The organism is Sphaerisporangium sp. NPDC049002 (assembly GCF_040649355.1).
GTDB lineage: Bacteria > Actinomycetota > Actinomycetes > Streptosporangiales > Streptosporangiaceae > Sphaerisporangium.
This window is the reverse complement of the sequence record NZ_JBEZFH010000063.1, coordinates 1-24,072: the sequence shown is the minus strand read 5'-3', so window position 1 is coordinate 24,072 and position 24,072 is coordinate 1. Positions and strand designations below refer to the sequence as shown.

At 65.2% G+C, this 24,072-nt stretch carries 28 protein-coding genes and 1 tRNA gene; 19 read left to right on the top strand and 10 right to left on the bottom strand.

Going from position 1 to position 24,072, the window contains the following annotated elements:
- Positions 1-28: 28 nt before the first annotated feature.
- Positions 29-460: a PPOX class F420-dependent oxidoreductase gene (locus AB0B89_RS15460; RefSeq protein WP_358552688.1), complete on the bottom strand. Its 432-nt coding sequence runs from the start codon at positions 458-460 to the stop codon at positions 29-31.
- Between the two features lie 94 nt (positions 461-554).
- Positions 555-1,058 carry a hypothetical protein gene (locus AB0B89_RS15455; protein WP_358552686.1) on the bottom strand — a complete coding sequence of 168 codons (504 nt, stop codon included), beginning with the start codon at positions 1,056-1,058 and terminating at the stop codon, positions 555-557.
- A gap of 194 nt (positions 1,059-1,252) precedes the next feature.
- On the opposite strand from AB0B89_RS15455, the gene AB0B89_RS15450 reads away from it, so the two are divergent.
- On the top strand, positions 1,253-2,506 hold the full coding sequence (locus tag AB0B89_RS15450; protein ID WP_358552684.1) for a hypothetical protein: 1,254 nt from the start codon (positions 1,253-1,255) through the stop codon (positions 2,504-2,506).
- A gap of 106 nt (positions 2,507-2,612) precedes the next feature.
- Here the strand turns inward: AB0B89_RS15450 and AB0B89_RS15445 are convergent, their stop codons facing one another.
- Entirely contained in the window at positions 2,613-3,032 is a 420-nt protein-coding gene (locus AB0B89_RS15445) for a hypothetical protein (protein WP_358552682.1), read from the bottom strand.
- 479 nt (positions 3,033-3,511) lie between these two features.
- Here AB0B89_RS15445 and AB0B89_RS15440 point away from each other — a divergent pair, with 479 nt between their 5' ends.
- Positions 3,512-3,886: a hypothetical protein gene (locus AB0B89_RS15440; protein ID WP_358552680.1), complete on the top strand. Its 375-nt coding sequence runs from the start codon at positions 3,512-3,514 to the stop codon at positions 3,884-3,886.
- A gap of 103 nt (positions 3,887-3,989) precedes the next feature.
- Here AB0B89_RS15440 and AB0B89_RS15435 read toward each other — a convergent pair whose 3' ends face one another.
- The gene (locus AB0B89_RS15435; RefSeq protein ID WP_358552678.1) at positions 3,990-4,346 is read right to left on the bottom strand and encodes a hypothetical protein; all 357 of its coding nucleotides are present in this window, start codon (positions 4,344-4,346) and stop codon (positions 3,990-3,992) included.
- Between the two features lie 9 nt (positions 4,347-4,355).
- A complete protein-coding gene (locus AB0B89_RS15430; protein ID WP_358552676.1) occupies positions 4,356-4,508 on the bottom strand; it encodes a hypothetical protein in 153 nt (50 codons plus the stop codon).
- Between the two features lie 211 nt (positions 4,509-4,719).
- On the opposite strand from AB0B89_RS15430, the gene AB0B89_RS15425 reads away from it, so the two are divergent.
- A complete protein-coding gene (locus AB0B89_RS15425; protein ID WP_358552674.1) occupies positions 4,720-5,100 on the top strand; it encodes a hypothetical protein in 381 nt (126 codons plus the stop codon).
- A 229-nt stretch (positions 5,101-5,329) separates the two neighbouring features.
- Here AB0B89_RS15425 and AB0B89_RS15420 read toward each other — a convergent pair whose 3' ends face one another.
- The gene (locus tag AB0B89_RS15420) at positions 5,330-5,623 is read right to left on the bottom strand and encodes a VOC family protein (protein ID WP_358552714.1); all 294 of its coding nucleotides are present in this window, start codon (positions 5,621-5,623) and stop codon (positions 5,330-5,332) included.
- 704 nt (positions 5,624-6,327) lie between these two features.
- On the opposite strand from AB0B89_RS15420, the gene AB0B89_RS15415 reads away from it, so the two are divergent.
- From AB0B89_RS15415 to AB0B89_RS15405, 3 genes are all read left to right on the top strand, one after another.
- On the top strand, positions 6,328-6,573 hold the full coding sequence (locus AB0B89_RS15415) for a hypothetical protein (protein ID WP_358552672.1): 246 nt from the start codon (positions 6,328-6,330) through the stop codon (positions 6,571-6,573).
- A complete protein-coding gene (locus AB0B89_RS15410; protein WP_358552671.1) occupies positions 6,570-6,995 on the top strand; it encodes a PIN domain-containing protein in 426 nt (141 codons plus the stop codon). The genes AB0B89_RS15415 and AB0B89_RS15410 overlap by 4 nt, the downstream gene beginning before the upstream one ends.
- 1,133 nt (positions 6,996-8,128) lie before the next feature.
- A complete protein-coding gene (locus AB0B89_RS15405) occupies positions 8,129-9,946 on the top strand; it encodes an IS481 family transposase (RefSeq protein ID WP_358552712.1) in 1,818 nt (605 codons plus the stop codon).
- Positions 9,947-10,029: 83 nt separating this feature from the next.
- Here the strand turns inward: AB0B89_RS15405 and AB0B89_RS15400 are convergent, their stop codons facing one another.
- Positions 10,030-11,022, bottom strand: coding sequence for a restriction endonuclease (locus AB0B89_RS15400; protein WP_358552669.1), 993 nt, complete (start codon positions 11,020-11,022; stop codon positions 10,030-10,032).
- Between the two features lie 57 nt (positions 11,023-11,079).
- Positions 11,080-12,372: a hypothetical protein gene (locus tag AB0B89_RS15395; protein WP_358552667.1), complete on the bottom strand. Its 1,293-nt coding sequence runs from the start codon at positions 12,370-12,372 to the stop codon at positions 11,080-11,082.
- Between the two features lie 348 nt (positions 12,373-12,720).
- Between AB0B89_RS15395 and AB0B89_RS15390 the strand changes: the two genes are divergently transcribed.
- The 10 genes from AB0B89_RS15390 (at position 12,721) to AB0B89_RS15345 (ending at position 19,812) form a co-directional block, all read left to right on the top strand.
- Positions 12,721-13,011, top strand: a complete 291-nt coding sequence (locus AB0B89_RS15390) for a hypothetical protein (protein ID WP_358552665.1) — start codon at positions 12,721-12,723, stop codon at positions 13,009-13,011.
- Between the two features lie 214 nt (positions 13,012-13,225).
- Positions 13,226-13,957: a GntR family transcriptional regulator gene (locus AB0B89_RS15385; RefSeq protein WP_358552663.1), complete on the top strand. Its 732-nt coding sequence runs from the start codon at positions 13,226-13,228 to the stop codon at positions 13,955-13,957.
- A gap of 114 nt (positions 13,958-14,071) precedes the next feature.
- Positions 14,072-14,494 carry a plasmid replication, integration and excision activator gene (locus AB0B89_RS15380; RefSeq protein ID WP_358552661.1) on the top strand — a complete coding sequence of 141 codons (423 nt, stop codon included), beginning with the start codon at positions 14,072-14,074 and terminating at the stop codon, positions 14,492-14,494.
- A complete protein-coding gene (locus tag AB0B89_RS15375; protein ID WP_358552659.1) occupies positions 14,494-14,769 on the top strand; it encodes a hypothetical protein in 276 nt (91 codons plus the stop codon). The genes AB0B89_RS15380 and AB0B89_RS15375 overlap by 1 nt, the downstream gene beginning before the upstream one ends.
- A complete protein-coding gene (locus AB0B89_RS15370) occupies positions 14,766-15,077 on the top strand; it encodes a hypothetical protein (RefSeq protein ID WP_358552657.1) in 312 nt (103 codons plus the stop codon). The genes AB0B89_RS15375 and AB0B89_RS15370 overlap by 4 nt, the downstream gene beginning before the upstream one ends.
- Positions 15,078-15,163: 86 nt before the next feature.
- On the top strand, positions 15,164-16,585 hold the full coding sequence (locus tag AB0B89_RS15365; RefSeq protein WP_358552655.1) for an FtsK/SpoIIIE domain-containing protein: 1,422 nt from the start codon (positions 15,164-15,166) through the stop codon (positions 16,583-16,585).
- Positions 16,585-16,734: a hypothetical protein gene (locus AB0B89_RS15360; RefSeq protein ID WP_358552653.1), complete on the top strand. Its 150-nt coding sequence runs from the start codon at positions 16,585-16,587 to the stop codon at positions 16,732-16,734. The genes AB0B89_RS15365 and AB0B89_RS15360 overlap by 1 nt, the downstream gene beginning before the upstream one ends.
- A gap of 38 nt (positions 16,735-16,772) precedes the next feature.
- Positions 16,773-18,389 carry a replication initiator gene (locus tag AB0B89_RS15355; protein WP_358552710.1) on the top strand — a complete coding sequence of 539 codons (1,617 nt, stop codon included), beginning with the start codon at positions 16,773-16,775 and terminating at the stop codon, positions 18,387-18,389.
- Entirely contained in the window at positions 18,386-18,625 is a 240-nt protein-coding gene (locus AB0B89_RS15350; protein WP_358552651.1) for a helix-turn-helix domain-containing protein, read from the top strand. The genes AB0B89_RS15355 and AB0B89_RS15350 overlap by 4 nt, the downstream gene beginning before the upstream one ends.
- 47 nt (positions 18,626-18,672) lie before the next feature.
- Entirely contained in the window at positions 18,673-19,812 is a 1,140-nt protein-coding gene (locus AB0B89_RS15345; RefSeq protein ID WP_358552649.1) for a tyrosine-type recombinase/integrase, read from the top strand.
- Positions 19,813-19,892: 80 nt separating this feature from the next.
- On the opposite strand, the gene AB0B89_RS15340 is transcribed toward AB0B89_RS15345, so the two are convergent.
- Positions 19,893-19,966, bottom strand: a tRNA-Gly gene (locus AB0B89_RS15340).
- Between the two features lie 163 nt (positions 19,967-20,129).
- Here AB0B89_RS15340 and dcd point away from each other — a divergent pair.
- The 3 genes from dcd to AB0B89_RS15325 all read left to right on the top strand — a co-directional run bounded on the left by dcd (position 20,130) and on the right by AB0B89_RS15325 (position 22,793).
- Positions 20,130-20,705: a dCTP deaminase gene (gene dcd, locus AB0B89_RS15335; protein WP_358552647.1), complete on the top strand. Its 576-nt coding sequence runs from the start codon at positions 20,130-20,132 to the stop codon at positions 20,703-20,705.
- 471 nt (positions 20,706-21,176) lie between these two features.
- A complete protein-coding gene (locus AB0B89_RS15330) occupies positions 21,177-21,794 on the top strand; it encodes a DUF47 family protein (RefSeq protein ID WP_358552645.1) in 618 nt (205 codons plus the stop codon).
- A complete protein-coding gene (locus AB0B89_RS15325; RefSeq protein ID WP_358552643.1) occupies positions 21,795-22,793 on the top strand; it encodes an inorganic phosphate transporter in 999 nt (332 codons plus the stop codon). It begins immediately after the preceding gene.
- A gap of 134 nt (positions 22,794-22,927) precedes the next feature.
- On the opposite strand, the gene mshD is transcribed toward AB0B89_RS15325, so the two are convergent.
- Positions 22,928-23,857 carry a mycothiol synthase gene (mshD, locus tag AB0B89_RS15320; protein ID WP_358552641.1) on the bottom strand — a complete coding sequence of 310 codons (930 nt, stop codon included), beginning with the start codon at positions 23,855-23,857 and terminating at the stop codon, positions 22,928-22,930.
- Between the last annotated feature and the right edge of the window lie 215 nt (positions 23,858-24,072).

The window sequence follows — 24,072 nt, the reverse complement described above, 5'->3', positions numbered from 1 at the left end:
GGCGTACGAAGGTTCTTCGGAACTCCTGTCAGCCGATCTTGGCGCCGTACACGTGGTCGACCGTCATCGCCATGAGCACCCTGCGGTCGGACACCATCACCGACCGGTACTCGTCCCAGTCCGGGTGCTCCCCGGAGGCGTTGCGGTAATAGTCCACCAGTGCCTCGACCTCGGGACCGTGCGGGTCGGTTCCCGGGCCGGTGAGTGTCGCGGTGCCCTCGGCGGTGGCCCATGCCCAGCCGTCGGGGCTGGTCACCTCCAGCGTGGCTCGTGGGTCCCGACGCAGATTCGCCGTCTTGGCCCGCCCCTCGGTCATCGAAACGTAGATGACATCGGCCTCCTGGTCGTAGAAGGGCATGACGGGGGAGAGCTGGGGGCGGCCGTCCGACTTGATCGTCGCGAGGACACCGAGCCGGCTTTCCGCGAGCAGCGTGCGCGGGTTGAACGATGTGGCGGTCATGCCAGGTACAACGTGGCGACCGGAGGCCGGCTATTCCTGGCCGCGCGGGGCCGACCGCCGATCGTGATCGCACCTGACCGTGAACACCCGTGAATCACCTCCGGCCGGCCTCACCAGCGCCTCGCTGCTCGCGGACGCCCTCGGCCACGGCCATCAGCTCGCCGTCGCCGAATCGCGCGGTGTCGATCGTGACGGACACCGCGACGCCCGGCTCCACCAGCCAGAACACCTGCCCGGCAGCCTTGAGGCCAGGCCGGGCGCCGATCTGGACATTCGTCCACGAGGCCGGAGCGCGCTCGTGGTACGCCGACATGAAGTCGCGTAGGCCGTCGAGCGCGGTGAAACGGCCGGCGCGCATGACGATGATCATCAGGTCGACCGCATGCCCGCCGTCGTCTGTCTCCCGTTCCCAGACCCGTGAGGTGAAGCGGACGCCGTCCTCCGGCTCGTACTCGAAATCCGACGTGCTCGTGGCCACGTCGCCGGGTACGTGCCCGATCACGAATCCGTCCAGCACCCCGCGGCCCTCCGTCATCCCCGGTCCGGTCAGCGCCAGCCCCAGTCCGGCCACGATCGCCAGAACCCGCAACCCTGCCATCACCCGGCGATCGTGACACATTCCGTCGTTTCGGCGCCGGCTTAGCGAGCAAACGCATGCTTGACGATCAGGGCGAGATGCGATCTCTTAGGTGAAGCGGCTGGGACTCATAGAGATCTTGACGCTATTGGTGCGGCGTGTTGTGATCTGAATATCCGTTATTTCATGCTTGTTTAGTACGAAATGAGGGAGTTGTGAGGATTCTCCGGCATGCCGCCGCGATAGCCGCGCTTCTGGTAGGGGCCGTCGGCATCCAGGTCGTCCAGGGCGAAGCGGCGCAGGCGGTCCTGCCCACCGCCGCCGTCGCGCTCGGCGACAGCTTCATCAGCGGGGAGGGCGCAGGGGACTACCAGCCCGTCGTCGACGCCTCCGGGACGGCACGGGCCTTCCCCGGCTGGTCGGCGGCCAACAGCAACGCCTACTTCTGTCACCGGTCGGCGAACGCCTCGTTGTTCAAGGCGACACTCCCCGGCATCCAGGACCGCTTCAACCTCGCGTGCTCCGGTGGCCAGCCCGCCGACATCGCCAACGCCTCCAGCGCCCGCGCCGGTGGCCGCTCCGTCGCCTCGCAACTCGACCAGCTTCGTGCCGTCGCCCAGACCCACGACATCGACGTCGTCCTCATCGGCCTCGGCTCCAACAACACCCAGTTCACCTTCGGCGACGTGGCCTCGCTGTGTGCCAACCGCTTCATCGCCGACGCCTGGACGGGCTGGTGGGAGTTCTGGGCCTACCTGGGCGGCCCCGTGCCGCAGGAGCCCTGCACCGTCTCGGACCTGGCCAGCCCCGCCGAGGTCGCCGCCGCCACCACCGAGACCACCGCCGCACTGCGCCAGATCCTCGACACCCTCGACCAGATCGACGCCGACGGTGTCCACCAGGTAGTCCTGCAGACGTATACCAACCCGCTGCCGCTCGACGTCGCCCCGCAGTACTGGGACGAGGACGGCCGCACTGACACCCGCGACAAGTTCCGCGCCCTCGGCGCCGAGCGGTACGCCGCCGGCTGCCCGATCCACCGCGCGAGCCTCGCCCCCGGGCACGTGTTCTCCCAGAACCTCGGCTCCCTGGTCAAGAACGCCTACACCACGCTGGCGTCCGAGCGTCCAACGGCCGACCTGCGCGTGCTGGACGTCCAAAGCGCCTTCGACGGGGCCCGCCTCTGCGAGAATCCCGGCAGCCCGACGGGCACGCTCGCCACGCCGCTCCGGGTGCAGGACGGGCCGTCCGGCACGCCCATCACCAGCCTGTCAGGCTGGGACAAGATCGGCATCCAGCGATTGGCCAACACCTGCGTCACCTACTTCCAGACCTGCCAGGAGTCGTGGCACCCCAACGCCGCGGGCCACGCCGTCCTCGGCCAGTGCCTGACCGGCGCCCTAACCGCCGTGCCCCGCACGATCGTCACCTGCGCCCGTAACACCAACGGCACGCTCACCATCTCCTGATATCTCCTTCTGTCTCCAGTCGATGCGCGACAGCGCCCGCCACCGGGGACGCCGAAGGCCCCGCCGATCTCGCGCGGGGCCTTCGGCGCTGAAGTGCGAGGAACCCTCAGTTGAACGGGTTGTCGTAGACCGCGTAATTAGTGTGGTAGGTGCCGGACGGGGGGTTGTAACGCACCCCGTCCACAGTGAGCGTCACGTTGCCGACGGTGCCGCCGGGCGTCACCTCGCCACTGGCAAGGTAGGCCGTGTACGGGCACTGCGGGATCGTCACCGAGGGGCCACCCGAGGCCACCATGGTTCGCGCGCCGCCGTTGACGGATGCGAAGAGATTGGGCCGGGTGTAGCCGGAATACTGGCACATCGCGATCGAGTAGCGGTTCTTGGCGTTGCCGTCGTCGAACGCGATCGTCCCGTACGCCCCGGACAGCTTGACGCCTTGCCCCCAAACCTCGATGCTCACCGTCAGGTCGGACCCGTACGTGGCGTGTGCCGGGGCCACCGGCATCACGAGCGCGGCGACCGTCACCATAGCGATCGTCAGGACCCGTGAAACGTGCCACCAATTTCTCACCCTCTCTTCGACGGATATCACTTTGAGGTGATTATTTTGGTGGGCTTTCAGGCTGTCCAGTGGCCGAATATCGACAAAAGAGTAACTTCAAAGATCTAGGATGTTTGGGCAGGTCTTCCGTGCGGGCGGCACCGTCGGGATGCGAGGTCTTCATGGACAAGCCGACGGACTGACCGCGGGCAGCAGGTCAGCAGGCGGGCGGTCGATCCATTCGGCGATCGGCCGGGCAGAGCCGACGACGGGGCGGGCGAAGAACCTGTGGACTCAGGTCTTACGGAGAACTAGTGGGCACGAGAAGATGCAGATCGTCACCTTGTCTGCGAGAGGATGCAGCCGTGGAGACTGCTTCGCCTGGCAGGTTACAAGACGATTCTCTTCGCTCTCGATTACGGAGGGGCCCGTCGATTCACCGTGCGGCGATCGTGCTTGGGTTCATGCCAGTTCTTCTCCTCTCCCTAATCTTCATGGGACCGGTATGGATCCACGATCACCACCTGAACGCTATTGCTGACGAGTTCCTGAGCCACCCCCTTCCTCCGGAGACCGAGTTCGCAGATGACGAGGTGCAGTCGTCGGTGGCCCTGCGAGGTAACAGCAACCACTGCGACTACCGTCTGAGGTTCAACCTGAGCACCAAGTTGTCGGTGAACGAGATCGTGGAGCACTACAAAGCGGCCTTCGGCCCCGTCGTCGTCTGGACGCCTTCCAAGAATCCACCCTTTCCCCTGACTTTCGACGGACAGCACTTGATCGTCGTCGAGATACAAGAGCCCTACCAAGACCCCGGCTGGGATCTCCGGTGCTACTGATCCTGGAAAGTGTGATGACTCCTAAATCGGCCTAGATGCGATGAATGGACGCGGGACGTGGCCGATTATGTGCATCGTCGCGATACGCGACCGCTGAGAGCCTCTACTGCCCGAAGGAGAATCGGAGCTGAGCATTGATCAGGAAGTTGAGCCGGTGACGCAGATCGTCGATCACGGCCTGTTCTGGGGCTTCTCCAGGCGTCAGCAGTGTCCAACGTAGTGAGCTTTCGCCCCGGGTCGGCCGGATGTCGAACCGGATCTCATCGTCGGGCCTGTCCGGCCACAACGACGACCAGACCACGAGCTCTGGATCCACCGCCTGCAGGATGCGAGGCTCGACCTCATCGGATCGCAGATTCAGCCACTGGCGTCCACCGGGCCGCCGAGGGTTGGCCAGGCTCTCCCACACGACTTGAGGAGGCGGCGGCTGCGTTCGCTCTCTCGAAGCCAACTCGATCACTTCGGCAGCTTAGAAGGACACGCCCCGATTCGGTTGGTTGTCGCGCAGGTTGAGCTTGGTCAGGTGGGCGAGGTCGCCGATGGATTCGTGCACCGTGTCCAGGCTGAGCTGTGACAGGTCGAGGCTGGTCGATCCATCCCGCAGGCATTTACTGATCCGCATGGCGGCGGTCCTCTGACCGTTCTTGGGCCTCGTCAAGAACTTCCCTTCCGCCGTCGCTCACCTGCCCGGAATTGCCTTCGTCGGCGCGCCGAGCCTTGTTCCGCTCTATGTCGTGCTGCCTTGGGGTGCGAGAGTCAGCGATGACGTTAGGGAGCGGCGTCTGAGATCAACTTGCGAATCACTGGGATGTCCCGGCCACGCGATCGCCCGCATGAGTCAGCCCAAGGGGGCCAAGGCGGGCATGCTGCGCGGTCGCCGAGCAGCTCGACGTCACCCCGATGGCGACGACCTGTTCCCCCTTCTATTCCGCCGCCCGGCCGTCACCCCGGCGGCGCGGCTCCCGCGCGAGGTCCCTACGCCGCACTCAGGGACGCCGGGCTGGCCGACGACGTCGTACGAGCGCAGCGGTTGTTGTCGACCTTCATCCTCAGGCTCGCCGGTCACCACACCCACGATCAAGCCGCGGCCCGGATCAGCTGGTGCATCACTCAACCCTGCGGAGCCCACAACTGACGCGATCGACAAGCAGATCACGGGAGAGGGTGAGGAGGAGGACGACGGGGCGGCGGGTGTGCTCGTGTACCTGGGCTGATTGCACGGAAGATCGAATAGGTCCTAGAAATGATCAAGGCCCGGGTTGGGGATGGTTCCCCGACCCGGGCCTTAGGTGTGGAGCGGGTGACGGGAATCGAACCCGCGCTGTCAGCTTGGGAAGCGGCCGCTGATCTTCGTGCGCGACCTGTACGGGTGTGGTGGCTGACCCATGGCTAGGGCCTGTCTCAGAGTCGTCGCGCAGTAGGGCATATGGCTTTGAGATAGGCCTAGTCGCGCTTGGGCCAGATCGGGCCCTGGTCGGTCCAGATGACGCCCTTGTTGCGGCACAGACAGAAGGGGTGGCCGATCGGGTCGGTGTAGACCCGCCAGCCGTAGCCGTTGGGGCCAATGAAGTCCTGCTGCAGCGTCGCGCCGAGATCGAGGACGCGGCGCTGCTCGGACTCGATCTCGTCCACCTCGAAGTCGAGGTGGAACTGCTTGGGGTGCTCGCCGTCGGGCCACTGCGGAGCGCGGTAGTCGTCCACCTGGATGAAGGCCAGCTCGACCTCGCCGAACTGGATGCCGGCTCAGTTCTCGTGGCTGCCTTCCTTGATCGGGCGGCCCGTCACCTGAGAGTAGAAGGCCGCCAGCTTCATCGTGTCCGGGCAGTCGATGATGAAATCGGTGAGTCGCAGCATCCTGCGATCTTGTCACAAGGTCCTTGACACAACCCTTGGCCACGATGGCGGGAACCGGGCGGCTACGGGAGCCTCACCCGAGCTGTCCTCTGTGTGGACGCGGTGGCGGGACCGGCGACCGCGCGTCCTTGTTCGGTGGGTGAGGCTTGGTGGCGAGGAGGACGATGCCGGGCCGGCGGGTGTGCTCGTGTCCGTGGGCTGATTGCACGTTGATTGCACGGAAGATCGATTAGACTCCAGAAACGATCAGGGCCTTGGTTGGGGATTGTTCCCCGGCCTGGGCCTTAGGTGTGGAGCGGGCGACGGGAATCGAACCCGCGCTGTCAGCTTGGGAAGTACATCGATCACCGCGCGTAGGGCCGCTGACCTGGGCCCCAGGCCGGTCCTGAGTGACCGCGGTTGACCCCTCGTCACCCTGGTTAATGGCCCGCTAATGGCCCGAGGATCAGCCCATGCCCTTGCACCCGTCACGCGGACTGGTACGGCGCGGACCTCGGTGCAGAGCTTCCTGCCGACGAAGTGACAGCGCAGCCGACCAGAGGGCGTGTCACTGACGCAAGCAGAATCGTTTGCGTAGACTCTCGGCCATGAGCGCTGGGCATGCGCATGAGGAGCTTCATCACCTGGTGGACCGGCTGTCGCCGGACCAGGCGCGTCGTCTCCTGCGTTTGGTGAAGACAGATCCTGACTTGGCTGAGGTGGCGGAGGAGGAATCGTCTGAGCCGGTTCGGCGTCGGCGGTTGTCGATCGCTGGGATCGGTGCCTCCGGTGAAGGGGATCTGTCCGAACGGGTCGAAGATCTGCTGGCGGAGCGGTTCAATCGGTCAACGTGACTGCCACGCTCTTGGACACAGGCCCTTTGATCGCTGTCGTCGATCGAGATGACAAGCACCATGCCTCATGCGTGCGTCTCCTTGAAGAGTTGGAGGGGCCGCTCCTGCTGCCTTCGACCATCTTGATCGAGGCCGGATGGACCATTAACAGGCACATGGGACCTCGCGTGCATGCGGAGTTTCTTGATCTGGCGACCGAGGAGTTTGAACTAGTCGACCTGGTGCCAGCCGATGTGCGGAGAATGGCAGAACTTGTCCGCGCCTACCGAGACGCTCGACTGGACCCCGCTGACGTGTCCCTGGTTGCCATCGCGGAACGACTAAATGTCACTCAGATTGCGACGCTGGACCGGCGTGACTTCACGCTGATCCGCCCTCGACATGTGCCAGCGTTCACGCTTCTACCGGAAGTGCTTCGCTGACCTGGTCAAATACGCGTGGAGCGGGTGACGGGAATCGAACCCGCGCTGTCAGCTTGGGAAGTCTCTATCGCGCATGGTCGCTGAGCTGGGAAGACGCTGAACTGCGGGTGAGCGCTTCGAGTACCCGTGATTCCCCGTGAGTCCCCCTTGATTACCCTCCTGACGGGCACGCAACGGGCACGCGAGGGGCATCAGAAACGTCTGCACCTTCGTCGCTCTGGTGCTCGGTGGGCCGGGGTTGAGGAACGAGACCCCGGACCGTCGATCGCCCCCAGCCCCCTACGGAGGTCAGCCACCGCTAGGCGATCGTGAGGGGGGCACCACTCAGGGGCATCTTGCCTGAAGTTCAGCCTGTGGAAGGATGACGCTATGTCGATCACACGAAAGGGCCATGGCGCGTAGGCGTCCAGCGCAGATTCGCGCTGATGGTCCGTGGCGCTCACGAACAACCGCCACGAGAGTTCCCGAAATCCCGGGCTTGTCGTACCGAGGGCGTATCGCAGTTGCTCGTCTGGAGTACAAGCGCTACTGGCCCGGTGCGGCGGAAGAGGCGTTACGCGCTTGGTCGCTGTTCTTACGAGACCCCTGGCATCGGCTTTTCGATCCGGCGCAATCCTGCGGAGAGATGCTGTGCTGTCCTGACCCTGCTGAGCTTCGCGCGCTCTTGGACGCCGTGGTTCACATCCTGCCCAAGAAGGACGCTCGCGTGCTCCAAAAGAGGATCGGTGACCTCGACGATCTCTGGTAGTTACCGATGACCTGAGCGCCCCTGACATCGATCGGGGCATCCGGATGGGGAGGCGATGGGCGGCGGCGTGTCGCTGGGGTCGGCGAGTGCATCGGTCGCGGCGGGCGCGCGGTGAGGCTACGGCCCGGGGCGCCGCCGGCCGGGACCGGCGCCCACGCCGCACGCCCGGGCGGCGTGCGGTAGAGGGCCGGGTACGGCGGCGCGCCGCGCCGCCGCCTTGACTCTTATAAGCGCGATTCGGCAGTTCCGCCAGGAGTGCATATGTCCTGTCTCGCTTGATGATTGACACGCTGGCCTCGCTTGATGCTTGACACCTTGATCGTCTTCTGGGCTTTCTCGTTGCGTTATCGGCGCTTCGGGGGAGGCTTGGATGGCGCTGGTGGAGTTGAGCGTCGTGGAGCAGCGGTATCACGCGGTGATGGAAGTCCTGGCGGGTGCGCCGGTCACCGAGGTCGCATTTCGATATGGGGTGTCGCGGCAGTCGGTGCATACCTGGATGCGCCGCTATCGCGAGGGCGGGCTGGGGGCGTTGGCGGATCGCTCGCATCGAGTGAGGTCGCATCCGATGCAGACTCCGGCGCAGATCGAGGTGTTGATCTGTGAGCTGCGGCGGGCGCATCCCAAGTGGGGGCCGCGGACGTTGGTGTGGGAGCTGGGCCGGCGTGGGGTGGAGCCGCTGCCGTCGCGCTCCAGCGTGTATCGGGCGTTGGTGCGTAACGGGCTGATCGATCCGATGGCGCGCAAGCGGAAACGCTCGGAGTTCGTGCGGTGGGAGCGGCCGGGTCCGATGCAGCTGTGGCAGATGGACATCATGGGCGGGGTGTTCTTGGCCGACGGGACCGAGTGCAAGCTGATCACCGGGATCGACGATCACGCCCGGTTCTGTGTGATCGCTTCTGTGGTGGTGCGGGCGACCGGCCGGGCGGTGTGCGCGGCGTTCGCCTCGGCGATGCAGACCTTCGGAGTCCCGCAGGAGGTGCTCACTGACAACGGTAAGCAGTTCACCTGCCGGTTCGGCGGCCCTCGGGCGGGTGAGACGTTGTTCGAGCGGATCTGCCGGGAGAACGGCATCACCGCGCGCAACACCCAGCCCCGCACCCCGACTACGACCGGGAAGATCGAGCGGTTCCATCAGACCGTGCGGCGTGAACTGCTGGACCAGGCGGCGCCGTTCGTCTCGATCCAGCACGCTCAGGCGGCGGTGGACGAGTTCGTGACCCGCTACAACACCGCCCGGCCGCACCAGGCCCTGGACATGGCCTTCCCCGTCGACCGGTTCACCGCGCCCCGGGCAGATCACGACCAGTACCAGCAGCTGGAGGCGCAGTTGGCGTTGCGGCTGCCCGCCGGCCTAGCCGCGCTCGATGGCCAGGCGTCATCGGTGACGATCGCACCTGAGCCGGACTCTGCCGCCGGTCAGGTGCCTGCCCTGGTGGAACGGACGCCGCTGCCGGCCTCGGTGGAGGCTGTCGAGGTGGACAGGATCGTGCCCGACTCGGGAAACCTGTCGGTCGCCGGACAGCAGGTCTGGCTCGGCCCCGACCGCGCCGGAATGTCCATCACCCTGTGGATCAGTACCGCCCACCTGCACGTACTCACCGCCTGCGGTGACCGGCTCAAGACCGTGCCGTCCCGGCTTACCTCTCGTGACCTGACCACGCTGCCGGCCACCGCTGATGCCCGGCCGGCTGGTCCCGCACCGATCCCGGCGCTGGATGCGGGCTACCCGGCCGTCGAGATCGACCGGTTGGTCAGCACGGCCGGCACGGTCAGCCTGGCCAACCACGCCCTGTGCATCGGCACCACCCTGGCCGGGCAACGCGTCACCATCCGGATGGACGGCATCACCGCGCAGGTCCTCGACGGCGAACGCACCCTGCTGCGGACGGTCCGCTGCCCGCTGCCGATCACCGAGTGCGGCAGGCTGCGCGGCGCACGAACCGCCGGTCCACCCCCGAAACCCCCGACCGGGCCGGTCACCGTCCAACGGGTGGTCAGCATCAAGGGCGGCATCATGGTCGTCGGCCAGAAGATCAACCTCGGCCGGGTACACGCCCGGAAGGTCGTCACCGTGACCGTCGATGACAGCCATATCGCCATCCACGACGAGGCGGAAACCCTCAAGGTGGTGACCCGAACCACCACCCAGGAAGTATCCCGAATCAAATCGGCCGACCATACTAAGCCGAGAAAGATCGTCTAGGCCGTGTCAAGCATCATCCGAAGCCAAAGCGTCAAGTATCAAGTGGGTCACGACACGCCAGGAGTGCATATAGGCAGCCGCTTTTAGATCGAAAGCCGGAAATCTTCGATCTTCTGCACGATCAGGTTAACTGGATCCTGGCCGGCTATCTTTAGTCGTATCATTTCGCGGAGATCGTCGTCTTCAAGAAATAGAATCATCTTTTCCTGTTCTTTCCAATGGTCCAGCCTGGCGTAGCTAGCGCCTCTGTTGGGACCTTTTCTGCCAATTATAACCCCAAAAAGCCCCAACCCTTTCTTGGACATGTAATTCGACACCTGCAGGACGTCCGATTTATTGACTCCTTTGCAACTATTCTTTGCGTCGAATACTATGAGGTGAGCCTGGTATATTGCACGAAGATAGGCAAAGTAGCCGTCCAGGCAATAGTTGGGCATTATGAAATCTCGACGATTGCTCTTAACTTGCGTGGGATGTTCCGTTATAGGGCGTTCAAGGGGAGGGCTAAATAGGTACTCCATAATGTCTCTGCATAATTTCTGGTATATCGCCCACTCCTTGTTTCCGCACGTAGTATCCGCAAGCCCTTTTAGGAGTCGCTCGGTTACATGCAGATTGGCTAGCCGCCTCGTGATTGCTTGAGATTGTGGATCGGGTGCGAGATTGCCTAGAATTCGAACCGCTTCATTTTGTAAGCCATGCAGAGAAGCTTGTCTGGCAATTTCTGCGCCATCCATGACCTGTACATTGTGTGCGGTGAGGAAGTCAATGTGTTCTGGAGTCAGTGCTGTCGGAACTGCTAGTGTCAGCTTCGGTGGGGGATTGTTGGGGTACTTTTCTCGAAAGCTTGCTTCGTATCGCTTTAGTTGCTCGACCGCATCTCGAAGTCGCCTTCCGGTGTGCGGCGCTGTGGCTTTCACTTCAAAGAGTATGGTGTCGTTGCCTTTTCTTGCAATAAAGTCTATCCCTGCATCCGCCCTTGATGTAGGCGCCTCAATCGAATATCCTTCAAGTGTCTTTTGTAGTATCAATGCAACTAATTGTTCGAAATCATGCCAACTAGCGCTTGGTTGCATTGGTCCCCCCATCAAAGCTCGGCGAATAGGTTCCTGATTCTTCGGTTTGATTCTGGTCTATTCCAAGAGTTCTGGTCTGCGTGTGGTTAACGCCTGCCGGGCAGTGATATAGCGCTCGTGGAACTCTGCGGCGAGGGCTTCACGGCGGTAGGTTTGGCGTAGGACGCGGTCGAGGTCGCCGGCGCGATTCACTAGATCCGTTAAGGATTTGCGTTCGATGTCGAATGCGGTGAGGCCTTGGTGGACGGCGGTGTCGAGGTTGCCTCGGCGGGCGTGGATGATGCCGAGGTCTATGTGGGCGTCGGCTACGCGCATGGGGGCATTGTGGGTGCCGTCGGGGCGGGTGTGGATTTGGATGGTTTCTAGGGCGTGTTCTTCGGCGCGGTCGTTGTCGCCTAGCCAGGTGTAGGCGGTGGCGGCGTAGAACATCCATTTGGCATGGTCGAACACGAAGTGGTTGTCGGGGTGTTCGGGCGGCGGGAGTTTGGCGAGGATGTCGGCTCCGCGAGATAGGGCCTTGTCGGCTTCGCGGCGGTCTCCCATGCGGGCCAGTCCGCGGGCCTCTTGCAGGGTGAGTTGGACCATGGCGTTGCTGAGGCCGGCGGCGTCCTGGCCTTTGCGTGCTGAGGTGACGACGTCTTCGTAGCGGCCTTCGACCAGGGCGAACCAGGCGGACATCTCGTGTGCCCATCCCATGAGTTCGCCGTGGCCTACCTGGTGGCCCATTTCGTAGGCGGCGCGGCGGGAGGTTTCTGCTTCTTCGCGTTCGCCGAGGTCGTAGTGGATGCAGCCGAGTAGGGCGGTTAGCCAGCCGGTGATGACGAGGAGTTCGCGGTGCTGGGCGAGGGTGAGCCGGCCGGAGAGCAGGCGGGTTACCTGGGCGAGACGCTTTTGGGTGCGGTCGCGCAAGGTGGCAGCGGATACGACCGGATAGGCGCGGCAGAGGAGTTCTACGGCCTCGGCGAGTGCTTCGAGGGTGCCGGGGCCGACGTCGGATGCCTGGAGCTGTTGGGCGAGTTCCATGGTGCCGTACAGGTCGGCTTCGGCGCGGAGGGCGTCGGTGGGGATGATCTGGGCTTCGATGAGGCGGCTGCCGTTGCGGCGCTTGGTGGGGGAGAAGCCCAGATCTTCGACCTGGAGGCCGGTGGCCTGGGTGAGGGCGAGGCGGTAGGGGGAGTGTGGCCAGGAGACTTCGCCGGCCTCCCATCGCCTGATGCGTTCCTCGTCGCAGTTCAGGCCGTCTTTGATGCCGGTGGGGGTGGCGTTGATGCGCGCTGCCAGTTCGGCGCGGGTGAGTCGGGCTTTGTTACGCCAGGCACGCAATTGAACGTTTGGGATGGTGTCGGCCATCTCCGGGCAATCCTCCCGTTCGGGGGGGCACGAGGGACGAAAAAGGGGACTGGGTTGGGGGTCCCGCATTGATCGGTTCGCTGTTTGTCTTGCCGTCAGGCAACCACGGTACGTCAGACCGCCTTCCGGCGTAGGGAGCGCGGGCTCAACCAAGGAGATGGCATCGGTGACCCGGCCAGTCGAGACCAGCGACACAGTCCCCTGTTCCTTATGCCGGGGGCGTGGCAAGAAGCTGTGTGACTCCCGGCGGGGGCTCCTCATCAGGACCAATGACAGCGACGGCCACCCTCGTGAGGAACGCGACTGTCTCGACTGTCTCGGCTCGGGCCGGGTCGGAAAGGACGCGGCATGAACTCGATCATCCTGAAGGCGATGGGTGGTGACATGAACCCACCGGTACCCGACGAGGGAGCCAAGCTGCTACGGCTCCGCGATCAACTGACCGGGCTGGGAGTGCGGGCCGAACTGCGGGACAACATGAGCGCGCTCATGGTGCATCGCCCGGACAACGGTCTCCCGGTGTGGGTCTTCGTCGGATACGGCGGGGTGTACTACTCCTGGCAGTCCGCCGAGAAGCGGCATCCGGTCAACGACGTGGCAGGGGCGGCGCAAGCGCTGGCCGACTACCTGCACCGGTAGCCCACCAAGAGCCGGCGCGGCGAGACAGGCGCTCTTCCCAGGGTTCGGGCCTGGCGAGGGGCCCGCCTCCTGTCTCGTCGCGCCTTCCAATTGTTCGACCGCTGATTGGCAGTGCCTCCCGTCCGGTCTGGTGGGGTGCGTTCGCGTGACAGGCGAATCGGTCCGGGTTACGCTCAGCTTGGTAAAACAACCTGTCGGGTGATGGACGGTCGTGATGTCGTTAGAATCCGTGCCGCCGAAGTACGCACAACTTGTGCAGACACTTCAACGGCGCATCGAGGCGGGAACCTATCCGCCCGGTTCACTGCTGCCCAGTGAGAACCAACTGATCCAAGAGTTCGGCGTCTCCCGTCCCACGGTGGTGGCGGCCCTACGGATGCTGAGGGAACAGGGCTGGATCGACTCTCAGCAAGGCAAGGGCCGTTTCGTTCGCGGCCGTCCGATGCTGTCGACAGTCGAACAACCACGGTCGGGCCAGGCGTACATGACCAACCCGGAGACCAGCTCTCCGGGCGAGGTGCTCGACGTGGGCGCGGTGGCAGCGCCTAACCGTGTGGCGGTCCTGCTCGGCGTCAAGCCCAAGAGCAAGGTGTTCCTGCGTCGTCGCGTTGTCTCCCATGAGGGTGAGCCGTCAGAGGTCGTCTCGGTCTGGCTGCCCTTGGACTTGTCGGAGGGAACCGATCTGACCAGCGCTGAGCCGCTGCCTCAAGGGTTGCGTGAGCACATCGAGGCGCGTAAGGGCGTCCGGTTCGATCACGTCGTCGAGCAGATCCTTGCCCGGATGCCCACCTCTGATGAGGCAAAGCAGTTGGGCATGCCCAAGAACGTGCCGCTGCTGGTGGTGTTCGCCTCGCTTCGTGATGCCGCCGGCCATGCCCTGGCCGTGGTCGACGTGCTGCTTCCTGCCGATCGTCATGAGTTGGAGGACGCCTATCCGATCAGTTGAGCCGATTTCTCCGAGAGAGCCCGCTTAGGCACTTGACCTATCAAGCGGGCTTTCTTTATGCTCTAGTGAGTTGACAGGTTAAGTGCCTGTCATCCAAGCAAGGGAGTGCTTCGCATGGCTTTGCAAGGTCCCATCCCCGTCACCTTCGACATGGTCTTCCCGCACGGCTGCTACATCGTGGGCGAGGTCGAGAAGGTCAAGGACTTCGACGCCTCGACCAACGGGCGGTTCGTCCAGGCACGCGACAAGCAGACCAGCGAACTGGTCTGGCAGGTCGCGGTGATGGACGCCGACCCGACCCTCAAGCCCGCTCAGAAGACCGTGGCCGTCAAGATCCTCTCCCCGGTCCAGCCGGTTCCCCCGTCCCCGATGGCTGGCCTGCCCTTCACCCCGGTGGAGTTCGACGGCATGTCCGTCACCCCGTACGTCAATGCGAACGGACGACTGGCCTACTCGATCCGGGTACGCGAGATGCGCAGCCTGCGGGCCGGTACGCCCAAGACCACCACTCAGCCCAACGGTAAGGAGAACATCTGATGTCGCGACACCGCAGGACCCGCCCGACCAGCATCATCAACCTCAACACCGGCAACGGCGCCAAGGCGGGCAACCACCCCTACCCGTTGCGGACGCCCGTCCTCATGCTGGACTTCGGCGCCACCTCGGTCCTGGTCACCACCTCGGCCAACGACCACGTGACCGCCTCGGACGTCGACTTCGCCCGCCAGCTCGCCAGCGAGGCGCACGACTTCGCGGCGTCGGTCGAGCGGATGTTCCACACCGCTCCCAACGGCGGGGGAGCGTGGGCATGACCCCTGATCCCTACACCTACATCACGGTGAGCGTCGGTCCCGACCGGGCGCCTCGGGTGGGCGTGGCCTTCTACACCGGAGAGCTGCGCATCTACACCGCGACGCTCGGCGACACGCGCCCACTCCTGTCCTTCGGGGCGGCGGAAGGGGATGTCTCGATCTCGACCACGGGCGCCGGTCCGGTCACCGAGCAGGACGTCACCGTCGCCCGTGAACTGTTCCAGGCCGCTGCCCGGTACCTCGCTGACTGCGAGCGGCTATACGCGGCGCATCTCGACCAGACCGACACCTCCGAGACGGCGGCCTGACCTTCAGGCGGGGCCGCTGGAAGCGGCAACTTCCGGCGGCCCCTGGGTTCTCCCCTGACTCCAACATCACGAGAGGCACCAAGCTTATGTTCAAGCGACTCCCCGGGGATGAGGCACGCAATCTCGTCTCCACCACCCCTGACACCGCGATCGTGTTCCGGCCTGCGGTCGTCCAGACTCCCGCGATCATTACCATCGTCATCTTCGCCTGGCGCTGCCTGGCCGGCCTGTTCCGTCTGGCGCTGGTTCATCCCGTCGCCGTGTCCTCGGTCGCGGTCCTGGTCGCGCTCTGGCGTCTGGTCGGCTGGCTGCCGGTCGTCGTCATGCTCGCTGTCGTGGCATCCGGTTTGGCGGGCTGGCTGACCGTTGACCGGGTCTCGTTCGCTCGGTGCGTCGCCTGGCGATTACTGGCCTTCTGGCGTCGTATCTGGGTCTACCGGCGGCACTGGCAACCCGTGATGATCGTCTCCGGGCTCGGTCGCCACCTCAAGGGACGCGACTACCTGCCTCGGCTGGTGCGGGTCGAGTGCGACTCCTGGGCCGACCGGGTCACTGTGAGAATGCTCTCCGGGCAGGCGGTCAAAGACTGGGCCGACCGCACCGAGCACCTGGCGCACGGCTTCGGCTCGGCCTCGTGCCGGGTGGCTGTCCAGCGTGCCGGGCGGCTGACGCTGACCTTCCCGCGTCGTGATCCGCTGGCCGTGCCGATACCGGCCGTACCTGTCCCTGAGACGGCGACGGTCGGGCCGGTCGAGATCGGCACCCAAGAAGACGGCGCCCCGTACCGGCTCAAGGTCCACGGAACACATGTCCTCATCGCCGGGGCGACCGGGGCCGGCAAGGGCTCGTTCCTGTGGTCGACAATCCGCGGTCTGCTACCGGCGGTCCGAGCCGGGCTGGTGGAGATCTGGGCGCTCGACCCAAAACGAATGGAGCTGTCGTTCGGACGGGCGCTATTCGGCCCCCGGTACGCCTCAACCCCGGCCGAGTGTGCCGACCTGCTCGAAGCGGCCGTGAAGGTGATGCAGGAACGGGCCGATCGGTTCGCCGGCCATCAGCGCTCACACATGCCCACCACGGAGGATCCGTTCGTCCTGGTGGTCGTTGACGAGGTGGCGTTCCTGACCGCCTACCAGTCCGACAAGGGCCTTCGCCAGCGCATCACCAGTGCCCTTGCCACCTTGACCACGCAAGGTCGCGCGGTCGGCGTCGGCGTGATGGCGGCACTCCAGGACCCGCGCAAGGAGGTCATGAACATTCGCAACCTGTTCCCCGACAAGATCGCGCTCCGGCTCGATGAGTCCGAACAGGTCGACATGGTGTTAGGCGACGGTGCCCGCGACCGGGGCGCGCTGGCCGATCAGATCTCACCCGACTACACGCGCGGCGCCGGCATCGGATACGTCCGATTGGAAACCAACCCCGCCCCCGTCAGAGTCCGCGCGGCCTACGTCTCCGACTCCGACATCCGCGCTATGTCCCGCGCATTTGCCCGGGGCGGCGTGTGATGACGCTCGGACACTTCCTCGACGGGCTGCGCTGCTCGATGTGCCGCGCGCTCAACATGCTGTGGCTGGACCCGGTACGCGGCCTGGTCGAGTGCCGTGAATGCGGCCAGACCGCCATCTGTGTCCCCGAATCCGGGGAGGCTGCGTGACCGGACCCCTCGACCGTAGGACGCCTCGTGCAGTGCGCATGGCTCAACCCCTGGCCCGTGACGTGGTCGAGGCGGTAGCCGTCCAGCACGGAGTGTGCATCCGTCCCGTTCCGCTCCGGCGCATCGACACCGCGACCGGTAAGACAGAGATCATCGATGTGCCGTGCGGGGCGACCCTGGCCAGCAAATGCCCCTCATGCGCCAAGCGGAACCGGCATCTGCGGATGGCCCAATGCCGCGAGGGTTGGCACTTGGAGCACGAACCCACGATCGTGCCTGATGAGCCCGATGCAGATCAGCGGTGGCTAGTCGGCTTCCGCGCCGATGTCCAAGCCCAACGCGACCAGGCGGCAACGGCCGGCGAACCGGTCGAGCACCTGGACGCAGCAATCGCCGAACTCGACCAGGAGATCAACACAGCGGGAATGCGAGGGAGCGTCCTCGGCCGTATCGCTCCCAAGCGCAACAGGTCGACCCGGCGGCGGCAGGATGCTCCCGACCTGCCCAAGCGAGCCAAGCGGAACACCACCCTGGGCCGGACGTTCACCGCCTCGGACGGCAAGATCTACCGACCGTCGCTGTTCGTCACACTCACCCTTCCCTCCTACGGGCGGGTGAACAACGGCGCACCGATCGACCCCGAAACCTACGACTACCGTCGTGCCGCTCGGGACGCGCTGCACTTCTCCAAGCTGGTCGACCGGTTCGTCCAGAACCTTCGCCGCGTGGCCGGCTATGACGTCCAGTACTTCGCCAGCGTCGAACCTCAGAAACGGCTGGCTCCTCACCTGCACATGGCCGTACGGGGCACCATGCCACGCGCGGAGATCAAAGCCATCGCCGCTGCCACCTACCACCAGGTGTGGTGGCCCAAGGCCGACCGAGTCGTCTTCGAGGCCGAACACCTGCCCGTATGGGTCGAACGGGACGACAACGCCCGTGATGCCGACCAGCGGGCGGGCGACTACCTCGACCCGGTGACCGGGGAGATCCTGCCCACTTGGGATCAAGCACTCGACCACCTCGGCACCGACGAGGATGCCCAACCACTGCATGTCGTCCGCTTCGGTACCCAGGTCGATGTCCAGGGCGTACTGGCCGGCACCCCGGACGCCGACCAGTGCATCCGCTACCTGTCCAAGTACCTCACCAAATCCATCGGCGAGACACTCGATCCCGACAACCCCACGCAACTGGACCACGCCGCGCGGATGGCCGAAGCGCTCCGATTTGAGCCGTGCTCTCCCATCTGCCCGAACTGGCTCCGCTACGGCATCCAGCCCAAGAGCGCCAAAGCAGGGATGCGGCCAGGCGGCTGCAAGGGCAAAGCCCACAAGCCCGAACACCTCGGCTACGCGGGCCGACGCGTCCTGGTCTCCCGTAAGTGGTCGAACAAGACCCTGACCGAACACAAGCAAGACCGTCGCGCTTGGGTCCTCGACGCTCTCGGCCTCGACGGCGACCAGGCGCCCGACCCTGACCGGTACATCTGGCGCCCCGTCCCCAACGGGGACGCCAACGTGCCTCCGCTCGCTCACCGCCTGTTGCGCTCGGTCGCCGAACGCCAACGCTGGCGCGCGGCAATGCAACAACTCCAGGCCAGAGCAGACGGACAAGAACTTTCGGCAACCGACACGACCGGGAGGGCAGCATGACCAGTAAGGCCAGACACGATCTCTCGGAGACGGCCGAAGATCGATTGCTCACGGTTAAGGAAGCGGCCGAACGGCTGAACACCTCGGTTCGCTTTCCCCGTCGCCTGATCGAGGAGCGACGGATCACGTTCGTGCACATCGGGCGGAACGTCCGTATCCCTGAGTCTGCGCTGGAGGCGTTCATCGCGGCCGGTGTTGTCGAGCCCATCACTGTGCAACGTGGGAGGGCCGCGTAATGGCGGAGGACGTATCACCCGCGCCTGAGAGTGAGCCTCGGCGGTCGGTGAAGCGGAAGCCGGTCAAGCGACGGTTCGGGCGGGTTCGGCAACTGCCCTCGGGGCGGTGGCAGGCTCGGTACAAGGGACCGGATGAAGTCGACCGGGCGGCGCCCGACACCTTCGCCACCAAGCGGGATGCCGATGTGTGGTTGACCCGGAAGGAAGTCGAGATCTCCTCGGGGGACTGGACGAATCCGGACCTCGGCAAGGTGGAGTTCAAGCAATACGGCTCGGACTGGATCAACGAACGTCCGGGCCTGCGACCCAAGACGGTCCAGCTCTACGAGGGCCTGTTCCGTATTCACCTGGTCCCGACTTTCGGCAATCAGGCCACGAACGAGGTCAAAGCGGCGCACGTACGAAAGTGGCGGAAGACGCTGTTGGACGCTGGTACCGGGCCGGTGACCGTGGCGAAGGCGTATCGGCTGCTCAAGGCCATTTTCAACACGGCCATAGAGGACCAGATAGTCAAGGTCAATCCGTGTCAGATCAAGAGCGGCGGCAAGGAGGAATCACCCGAGCGACCCACGCTGACCATGGAACAGGTCTTCATCTTGGCCGACGCCATAGATTCGAGGTTCCGGGCGCTGGTTCTGGTGGCGACGTTCGGCAGTCTGCGTTGGGGTGAGCTGGCGGCGCTCCGGCGGAAGCATGTCGACCTGGAAGCCCGAACGGTGCGGGTCGTTGCGTCGACCACCGAACTAAAGGATGGGTCGGTGACCATCGGGCCGCCCAAGTCCGCGGCTGGCCTGCGTACGGTCACGCTGCCCGAGGTGGTGAACGTAGAGCTTCGGGCGCACCTGGCAAATCACACCGGTTCGGATGAGGAAGCGTTCGTCTTCGTGGGCGCGAAGGGGGCGATGCTTCGCCGGCCGACGTTCAGCCGGACGTGGGCCAAGGCGCTCATGGCCGCGGGGCTTTCCGGCTTCCATTTCCACGATCTTCGTCACACGGGGAACAAGTTCGCTTCACAGTCGGGGGCGACGCTCCGGGAGTTGATGAATCGCATGGGGCACTCGACCACGCGGGCCGCGTTGATCTATCTGCATGCGGAGGGTGAGCGGGACCGGGCGATCGCCGACAGCATGGGGAAGCTCGTCGCCGAGGCGTTCCCTACCGAAGATCACAACGCATCGGGCACGTAACGGGCACGGAAGATCGAAAAGGCCGGAGAAACAATCAAGGCCCGGGTCGGAAAACACTTCCTGACCTGGGCCTTCGTGGTTGGAGCGGGTGACGGGAATCGAACCCGCGCTGTCAGCTTGGGAAGCTGATGTTCTGCCATTGAACTACACCCGCGTCGATCAGTGACTGACGACGGACCTACTCTAGCGGAACTTCGGGCGTGTCACCTCCTCCTGGTGAAGTCCACGTGATCGATGTGCGGGCGGAGGGGAGAGGGCGGCTGGTGCCGTGGGCGAGAGGTCCCTCGTCGCGGGTGCCGCGTTGGTAGGTTGCTGAGGTGCTGCTATCCGATCGTGACATCTGCGCCGAGATCGAGTTGAAGAGGGTCAAGATCGACCCGTTTGATGGAGAGATGATCCAGCCGTCGAGTGTCGATGTGAGGCTCGATCGGTACTTCCGGGTATTCGAGAACCACCGGTATCCCCACATCGATCCGGCGGTGGAGCAGCCCGAGTTGACCCGGCTCGTGGAGCCCGAGGGAGATGAGCCGTTCATACTGCACCCGGGGGAGTTCGTCCTGGCCTCCACGTATGAGGTGATCGGCCTCCCGGACGACATCGCCGGCAGGCTGGAGGGCAAGTCGAGCCTCGGGCGGCTCGGGCTGCTCACGCACTCGACGGCAGGCTTCATCGATCCTGGCTTCGAGGGGCATGTCACCCTGGAGCTCTCGAACGTCGCCACGCTGCCGATCAAGCTGTGGCCGGGGATGAAGATCGGGCAGCTGTGCATGTTCCGGCTCAGCTCTCCGGCCCAGCATCCCTATGGGAGCGCCAAGTACGGCTCGCGGTACCAGGGGCAGCGGGGTCCGACCCCGAGCCGGTCCTTCCTCAACTTCCACCGCACGCAGATGTGATCGCCGGCCGCGGCCGGCACGTGTGTCCGAGGGGTGGGTCGGCATTCGGGGGAGACCCTGGCACGGGCGGGTCTTTGGCGAGGGCGTACGGTGAGCCGGTGCCCGCCGGGCTCGGCCGTCGGTGGGTGCGTCTTCACCCGGGGGAGGCGTGGTCTGGTGGTCGTGGGTGCCACTGGAGGGTGATGCTTGGTTCGGGGGGTGCCGAGGCCGCCGGGTCGCAAGAGCGCTCGCGTGGTTTGTTGTGAAATGTGTGGCTTAAGGCGGGCGTCGGTGTCCGGGTCAGGCCACGCAGCTGTCAGACCGGGAACATACGTCGCGCAGTTCGCGATGCCCCGGTGTCAACGTACGAACGGAGGGCAGCGCCTAGGGGAAGGGAAGGTTACAAGCAGGAGTGCATGTCACGAACTTCGCATTTCAGCCGGTACCCCTTACTCTTCTCTGCGGACCGTCCCCGCACATCTGGAGAACGACGTGCGCCTGCGTCTCACGCCTCGTGAGGACAGCTATTACGACTTGTTCGCCGACTCGGCGAACAACCTCGTCACCGCATCACGGCTACTGGTGGAGATCATCAGTGACGGCTCGGACAGGGAAGCCCTGGCCGAGAAGATGCGTGCCTGCGAGCACGCCGGCGACGAGCGTACTCACGCGATCATGAACCGCCTCAACGAGAGCTTCATCACGCCCTTCGACCGCGAGGACATCTACCGTCTCGCGTCGAATCTCGATGACGTGATGGACTACATGGAAGCCGCCGCCGATCTCATCGGCCTCTACCAGATCGACCACCTTCCGAAGGAGGTCGTACGCCAGGTGGAGGTGCTGGAGCGGGCGGCGGAGCTGACCGCCGAGGCCATGCCCCGGCTCCGGTCGATGAACAACCTCAACGAGTACTGGATCGAGATCAATCGCCTGGAGAACCAGGCCGACCAGGTCTACCGACGCCTGCTCGCCAAGCTCTTCGGCGGAGAGTACGACGCTCTCACCGTCATGAAGATGAAGGAGGTCATCGACCAGCTTGAGATGGCCGCCGACGCCTTCGAGCACGTGGCGAACACGATCGAGTCGATCGCGGTCAAGGAAAGCTAAGTGGAGCTCGCACTTGTCATCGGCGTCATCGTCATAGCCCTGGTCTTCGACTACACCAACGGCTTCCACGACGCCGCGAACGCGATCGCGACCTCGGTCTCGACCCGCGCTCTCACCCCCCGTGCCGCGCTCTTCATGGCCGCGGCCATGAACTTCGTCGGCGCGCACATCAGCACCGAGGTGGCCAGGACCGTCGGCACGGGCATCATCGAGCCGCCGACGGGCTCTCACGGCCTGGTCATCGTGGGCGCCGGCCTGATCGGCGCGATCACATGGAACCTCATCACGTGGTACTTCGGACTGCCCTCGTCGAGCAGCCACGGGCTGATCGGCGGCCTGGTGGGGTCCGCTCTCGCCGCCTCCAGCACGATCCACTGGAGCGGAGTGGTGGAGAAGGTCGTCATCCCGATGGTCCTCTCCCCGATCGTCGGCTTCCTGCTGGGAGGCCTCATCATGATCGCGATTCTCTGGATCTTCCGGCGGGCGAACCCCCACAAGGCGGGTAAGAACTTCCGGTACGCCCAGACGGTGTCGGCCGCGGCCATGGCGCTCGGCCACGGCCTCCAGGACGCCCAGAAGACGATGGGCGTCATCTTCCTGGCGCTCTACACCGGCGGCTACGTGGCGGCCAAGGACCCGATCCCGCAGTGGGTCATCCTCGCCGCGGCGGCCGCGATCTCGCTGGGCACCTACTCGGGTGGCTGGCGCATCATGCGGACGCTGGGGCGGCGGATCATCCACCTGAGCCCCGCGCAGGGGTTCGCGGCGGAGACGGCGGCCTCCGTCGTGCTGTACACGATGGCCATCGCCGCCAAGGCGCCAATCTCCACCACCCACACGATCACCAGCGCGATCATGGGCGTCGGCGCGACCAAGCGCCTGTCGGCGGTCCGGTGGGGCGTCGCGGGGAACATCGTCACGGCGTGGGTTCTCACGATCCCGGCCGCGGCTCTCGTCGCCGCACTGTCCTACTTCCTCCTCCACTGGATCGTGGAGTAAGCGGAGTGAGGAGTAGGCCCGCCGCTCCGATTGTCACCCGACTCCTTGACGATTTCCAGGGCGGCGGGCGCGCGCTTACAGAGTGACGGTCTCCTCAGCGGCGGGGTGTGTCAATTGACACACCCCGGGCGGACTCACTCGTGGCGGTACATGACGTCCACGTGCCACTGGGTGAAGCCGAGGGACTCGTACAGGCGGATGGCCGAGGGGTTGTCCTCGTCGACGTAGAGCATGACCTGGGCGAGCCCGCGTGACCGCAGGTGCTCCAGGCCGGCGAGGGTGAGCACCCGGCCGAGGCCGCTGCCCTGCTCGGAGGGGTCGACCCCCACGACGTACACCTCGCCGATCGCCTCGTGCCCGTCGGGCGCGTCGGGGTCGTCGTCGCCGTGCACCTTGGTCCAGTGGAAGCCCGCGAGCTTCGAGCCGTTCTCCCCCGGCCGGACGGCCAGGAAGAAACCGGCCGGGTCGAACCACGGCTCCCGCTCGCGGAGCCGGAGGTCGTCCATGGTCCAGGAGCCCTGCTCGGGGTGGTGGGCGAACGCGCGCGCGTTCAGGGCGAGCCAGGCCTCCTCGTCGGCACCGGGCTCGAACGCGCGCAGCCGTACCCCCTCGGGGAGCTTCGCGGCCGGAAGCGGTTCGAGCAGTGAGCGGCGCATCTGCCAGAGGGACCGCACCCGGGCGAAGCCCGTGGAGGCGGCCAGCCGGGCGGCCTCCTGGCGGTCGCCGTGCGCCCACAGGCGCAGCCGCCCGCCGCTCTCGGCGAGGGCCGCCTCCACCAGCCGCCGCCCGAGGCCGCGCCCGCGGTGGGACGGACGCACGACCAGCTCGCCGCTCGGCCCCTCGATCTCGTCGGCCGGGTCGACGTGCGCGAAGCCCGCCAGCGTGTCATCCTCGTAGAGCAGAATGGCCTTCGCACCGGGGGCGCCGCCGTAGCGCAGGTGGAGCATGACGTGTTCGTTGAGGGGCCGCACCGAGTCTGCTTCGGTGGCCGCGTCGACCAGGGAGGATACCGCTGTCATCTCCTGGTCGCCCAGCCGGTGCCGGATGTCCACGCGCTCGCTCATGGTGGAAGCCTAGTCTGGCAGAAAACGCCAGGAACTTATGGGGTAAATCGTTACCTCTGCGCCGTTTTATGCTGAGGTTACGTCTCTAACCTCGTGGGTTATGAGCTCACGATCGTTCACGCGGATCGCGGTCGCCGGCATGGTGGCGGCCACCGGCCTCGCCATCGCCGCCGCGCCCGCGTCCGCGCACCCGAAACCTCCCAAGCCTCCCGTGA

Coding starts and splice junctions, on each gene's coding strand:
- AB0B89_RS15460 (WP_358552688.1), bottom strand. CDS start 460: ATGACCGCCACATCGTTCAACCCGCGCACGCTGCTCGCGGAAAGCCGG.
- AB0B89_RS15440 (WP_358552680.1), top strand. CDS start 3,512: ATGCCAGTTCTTCTCCTCTCCCTAATCTTCATGGGACCGGTATGGATC.
- AB0B89_RS15400 (WP_358552669.1), bottom strand. CDS start 11,022: ATGCAACCAAGCGCTAGTTGGCATGATTTCGAACAATTAGTTGCATTG.
- AB0B89_RS15350 (WP_358552651.1), top strand. CDS start 18,386: ATGACCAGTAAGGCCAGACACGATCTCTCGGAGACGGCCGAAGATCGA.
- AB0B89_RS15360 (WP_358552653.1), top strand. CDS start 16,585: ATGACGCTCGGACACTTCCTCGACGGGCTGCGCTGCTCGATGTGCCGC.
- AB0B89_RS15380 (WP_358552661.1), top strand. CDS start 14,072: ATGGCTTTGCAAGGTCCCATCCCCGTCACCTTCGACATGGTCTTCCCG.
- AB0B89_RS15395 (WP_358552667.1), bottom strand. CDS start 12,372: ATGGCCGACACCATCCCAAACGTTCAATTGCGTGCCTGGCGTAACAAA.
- AB0B89_RS15430 (WP_358552676.1), bottom strand. CDS start 4,508: ATGCGGATCAGTAAATGCCTGCGGGATGGATCGACCAGCCTCGACCTG.
- AB0B89_RS15375 (WP_358552659.1), top strand. CDS start 14,494: ATGTCGCGACACCGCAGGACCCGCCCGACCAGCATCATCAACCTCAAC.
- AB0B89_RS15455 (WP_358552686.1), bottom strand. CDS start 1,058: ATGGCAGGGTTGCGGGTTCTGGCGATCGTGGCCGGACTGGGGCTGGCG.
- AB0B89_RS15370 (WP_358552657.1), top strand. CDS start 14,766: ATGACCCCTGATCCCTACACCTACATCACGGTGAGCGTCGGTCCCGAC.
- AB0B89_RS15385 (WP_358552663.1), top strand. CDS start 13,226: ATGTCGTTAGAATCCGTGCCGCCGAAGTACGCACAACTTGTGCAGACA.
- AB0B89_RS15365 (WP_358552655.1), top strand. CDS start 15,164: ATGTTCAAGCGACTCCCCGGGGATGAGGCACGCAATCTCGTCTCCACC.
- mshD (WP_358552641.1), bottom strand. CDS start 23,857: ATGAGCGAGCGCGTGGACATCCGGCACCGGCTGGGCGACCAGGAGATG.
- AB0B89_RS15355 (WP_358552710.1), top strand. CDS start 16,773: ATGGCTCAACCCCTGGCCCGTGACGTGGTCGAGGCGGTAGCCGTCCAG.
- AB0B89_RS15425 (WP_358552674.1), top strand. CDS start 4,720: ATGAGTCAGCCCAAGGGGGCCAAGGCGGGCATGCTGCGCGGTCGCCGA.
- AB0B89_RS15415 (WP_358552672.1), top strand. CDS start 6,328: ATGAGCGCTGGGCATGCGCATGAGGAGCTTCATCACCTGGTGGACCGG.
- AB0B89_RS15390 (WP_358552665.1), top strand. CDS start 12,721: ATGAACTCGATCATCCTGAAGGCGATGGGTGGTGACATGAACCCACCG.